The 4,078-nt window shown below is 57.0% G+C and carries 5 protein-coding genes; 1 reads left to right on the top strand and 4 read right to left on the bottom strand.

The window, feature by feature from the left end:
* Positions 1–760, bottom strand: a 760-nt coding sequence (locus JKG68_RS31260) for an alpha-amylase family glycosyl hydrolase (protein ID WP_246516106.1), incomplete at its 3' end; no start/stop codon positions are given.
* Between the two features lie 62 nt (positions 761–822).
* Here JKG68_RS31260 and JKG68_RS31265 point away from each other — a divergent pair.
* The gene (locus JKG68_RS31265; RefSeq protein ID WP_202066231.1) at positions 823–1,785 is read left to right on the top strand and encodes a TIGR03885 family FMN-dependent LLM class oxidoreductase; all 963 of its coding nucleotides are present in this window, start codon (positions 823–825) and stop codon (positions 1,783–1,785) included.
* A 48-nt stretch (positions 1,786–1,833) separates the two neighbouring features.
* Here JKG68_RS31265 and hfq read toward each other — a convergent pair whose 3' ends face one another.
* The 3 genes from hfq to JKG68_RS31280 all read right to left on the bottom strand — a co-directional run bounded on the left by hfq (position 1,834) and on the right by JKG68_RS31280 (position 3,887).
* Positions 1,834–2,076: an RNA chaperone Hfq gene (gene hfq, locus JKG68_RS31270; RefSeq protein WP_376773246.1), complete on the bottom strand. Its 243-nt coding sequence runs from the start codon at positions 2,074–2,076 to the stop codon at positions 1,834–1,836.
* A 173-nt stretch (positions 2,077–2,249) separates the two neighbouring features.
* A complete protein-coding gene (locus tag JKG68_RS31275) occupies positions 2,250–2,564 on the bottom strand; it encodes a response regulator (RefSeq protein ID WP_202066228.1) in 315 nt (104 codons plus the stop codon).
* A gap of 1,101 nt (positions 2,565–3,665) precedes the next feature.
* The gene (locus JKG68_RS31280; RefSeq protein ID WP_202066229.1) at positions 3,666–3,887 is read right to left on the bottom strand and encodes a hypothetical protein; all 222 of its coding nucleotides are present in this window, start codon (positions 3,885–3,887) and stop codon (positions 3,666–3,668) included.
* Positions 3,888–4,078 lie beyond the last annotated feature (191 nt).

Consider the following 4,078-nt stretch of genomic DNA (forward strand, 5'->3'; position numbering starts at 1 on the left):
CCATGGTGCGGGTGCGGATGAGCCGCCGGGATGGGGACATGCCCTGGCGCCAGTCTGGATTGAGTGGGTTGTCCCGAAGCTGCGCATCCTTGAACAGGTGATGGATGGCATCGACGCGGAAGCCATCAACTCCGCGATCCAGCCAAAATCGGAGAGTATCGAGCATGGCCTTCCGAACCTCCGGATTGCGCCAGTTCAGATCGGGCTGCTCCTTGAGATAGGCGTGGTAGTAGTACTGGCCGGTTGCTTCATCCCACGTCCACGCTGAGCCTCCGAATTCGCTCAACCAATTACTGGGAGGAGAGCCGTCCGGCTTGGCATCACGCCAGATATACCAGTTCCGCTTTGGGCTCGTGCGGGACGAGCGGCTCTCGATGAACCAGGGATGCTGATTCGAGGTATGATTAGGGACATAGTCGAGGATCAGTTTGAGATTGCGCTCATGCGCTGCAGCGATCAGCCTGTCGAAATCATCCAATGAGCCGAAGCTTGGATGGATGGCGCAATATTCGGCCACGTCATAACCGAAATCGGCCATTGGGGAGGGATAGACTGGAGAAATCCAGATGGCGTCAACCCCGAGGTCCACGAGGTGGTCGATACGCGAGAGGATGCCCGGAAGATCGCCAATCCCGTCGCTGTTCGAATCCTGAAACGAGCGCGGATAGATCTGGTACACAATCCCGTATTGCCACCATGCGTAATCGGCCAATCCCCTATGAGCCACTATCCCCTCCTGACAGTGCAGCTGACCCGCCATCGTGGGGAGGAACTATCATCAGGGAGTCTGGTTGCCTGCGGGAATGAAGGATGACCACCCTGATGGCTCGGATCGGCTTCCATGCCTCCCATGAGCAGTTTGCTCCCTCGGAACTCCTCCGCCTTGTCCAACTCGCCGAGAGCGCCGGATTTAACTGTGCCATGTCGTCCGATCACTTCCGACCATGGGGGCCAACCCAAGGTCAATCGGGCTTCGCCTGGTCTTGGCTTGGAGCCGCCCTGCAGTCGACAGGGCTTCCCTTTGGCGTCATCTCCGCACCCGGCTACCGCTATCATCCGGCTATTCTGGCGCAAGCAGCGGCCACCTTGTGCGAGATGTTCCCGGGCCGTCTCTGGTTAAAGTTGGGGAGCGGCCAGCGCTTGAACGAGGACCTGACCGGTGTCGCCTGGCCCGAGAAAGCAGAAAGGAATGCGCGCCTGCGCGAATGTGCCGACATCATCCGGGCCCTGCTCAGGGGCGAGACAGTTTCCCACTACGGCAGAGTGACCTTAGTCGATTGCAAACTCTACTCGCTTCCGAAGGAGCCCCCGATGCTGCTTGGAGCTGCGGTGACGGAGACCACAGCGGAGTTCCTTGGCAGCTGGGCGGATGGTCTTCTGACCGTCAGTGGAAAGCCTGATCAGGTCAGGAAAGTAGCGGAGGCGTTCTGGCGTGGGGGCGGTGAAGGCAAGCCGCTGTTCATGCAGGTTGGTCTGAACTGGGCACCGACTGAGGAGGAGGCGCTCCAGGGTGCGTATGAGCAATGGCGCTACAACGTGCTCGGGGGTGAGGTGAACTGGGAACTGCGCTCCCCTCAAGACTTTGACACGGCGACGCGGTATGTGAAGCCGGAGGACATGAAGCAGTCGCTCCTGATTTCCGCCGACCTCGACCAGCATGCAGAGTGGCTGAGCCAATATGTTGACCTAGGCTTTCATGAATTGCAGTTGCATCAGGTCGGGCGCAATCAGAGTGCCTTCATCGAGGCGTTCGGCAGCAAGGTGCTGCCTCAGCTGCGACGTTAAATAGCTTCCATAAAGCTTGAGTAGACCGCCTGATGATGTTGATCCGGCTTAACTCTCGTTGCTTGGATGGGCCAGTTGGATTAGCTCGGCTGGGTTGATCGCCGAAATGGCATGCTTGTAGATGATTTGGGAGCTATCACCTCTCGCAAGCTCGACCGTAAAGTTATCGAACCGCTTGATCCGACCTTGCAGCCTAATTCCGGTTACAAGAAATACGGTCACTTCAATCCTGTTATCCCGGAGATGTTTGAGGAACATGTCCTGAATCAACGGGGTCCCCTGTACTGCCACGTCCGAATCCCTTTACAGGCGCCCCCAGCAGGATGCGCCTTTGTAGTGCCAATCCATTGCCGGGTAAGCGCCCCATATGCAGGCAGAGTCTCGATGCAGAGGGCACTAACCCCCTATACGCCCCAGACTGCTCGAAGAACGTAGGCTGGGAGCTTTCTGGAGTGGAAGTGCATTCAATGACGGCGCACAGCCAATCGAACCTCATCCAGCAAGGTATCGGCCGGGACGGGATGAGGCAGAAAACATCCATCACCGGGAACCTCGTCAGGCCGAAGATGGCGCACCTGATCTGAGGTCAGGACCAGCCCTAACCCAGGCCAGCGGTCACGGACGTACCAGCCCAGGTCAACACCGCCTGTCGGACTCGGGATGTCGATATCAGCCAGGAGAACGTCTACATCGTCCTGCGCTTCCAGGATAGCCCAAGCTTCATCCGGATTTTGGACTTGGATAACTTCAAACTCAGCCCTGGTCAGGAGCGCAGTCATCGAGGCGCTCCTGTGCGCTTCCTCAAGAAGGAGGACCTTACGCTGCTCGGGTGTGGGGCACATGATTGAACTCACTGTTGTATCCAGAAACAATAATCAACTCAGCATCAACTTGATGCTGAGGCTGGCCAGGAACCGCTTAAGATGGGGTATGCAAACACACGTAAGCGGTCCTCATCCCTCTACCAAGGGGCTGTGACAAGCTGCACACCTGAAGAGAGAGCTTATAGAGACGATCCACGTCCCCTCAGGGACGCCCTTCGACGGCGCGGAGAAGGCCTAGGTCCAGAGGGTCATAGCTGATGGGATGGCTTCCTGCTCCCGTTTCTCTGAAATCGGCCAAGACAGCTTGGGTCGTTGTGCGCTTGAAGATAGCCCAGGTTGCTACCGGGCTGGGGCAGCGTGATTGCTGGACTGCCACACTCACGACCTTCGTAATGGATGGCTCCAGCCCCTCCCTTTTTGCAATTCACAAATGGCTAACCCCTCTGAAGAAGGATCGTTCGCTCTTGAGCCTGCACCCCTGTGCTCCACGTGGACAGATCCTCGCTACGACATCATCGCCAAGCGCGCTCCTGATGCGGAAGTGATCGTTCTACCACGAGCAACTGCGGTACCAAGCGAGATGGCAGAGAGCGCTCCGAACCAGCGCGATCGGCATCTGCAAAGCATGGCCGAACATGGACGCATGGGCTGGCAAAGGAGGTCCGGGTACACTCGTCGAGCCTTGGCGGAGGACGCATTCAGCCGGCTTAAACGGGTGATTGGAAACGCCTTACGCTCGCGGATGGAACACCACCGTGCGACTAAGGTCACCATTGCAGTTCAGGCCTTGAACCAAATGCTTGAGCTTGGGCGCTCGAAATCGGTTCCTATCGCCTGAACGGAGGGTCGTGGGCCTTCAACGAGCGCATAATCCGATCCATGCAACAAAGCCGCCCTGCACGAGAGCTACCGTGAAGTCCCTGACCGGTCAGCAGAAAAGCAATCTTGAAGACGCACGTTGACCTCATGCTCGACGGCTTACCCATCGCCGATGGAGTGATTGAGACCACGCTATGAACTGCCTGGCTAGGAGACTGGAGTTGATGATGTAGGGGCTCAGCCGCCTTTTGCTATTGTCGCTCCAGTAATATGCTTCTTCATTTCAATGGCGAGAGTTTGCGCTCCTGCAAAAGTCGTGCCCTCTCGAAGCGTCAGCACGATATGGCCACCTTCGAGGAGTTCCTTGTTCGCACCAGTGGGCTCTAGCATAAGGAAGGGCTTTCCTTCGAGCCCCTCTTTCACGGTAAGATAAAAGTTGCCCTGTCCTGTTAGTCCCATCGTTTGTTCCCTCCCATGTTGGTCTTACATCTTAGCACACGCCAAAGCTAACTGAGCGGCATGTTTAACTTAGGTCCTTCGGGTATGTTTGAACTCATCTCCCATAGTTTGGGCTGTTGTTGCCCCTGAAAGATCGGACAGATCATCCCGGTTGGCGTGAGGCAATGAACTCACGCGGTGAACGATACCCG

The sequence above is a fragment of the Microvirga aerilata genome, from assembly GCF_016743775.1.
Lineage (GTDB): Bacteria > Pseudomonadota > Alphaproteobacteria > Rhizobiales > Beijerinckiaceae > Microvirga > Microvirga aerilata.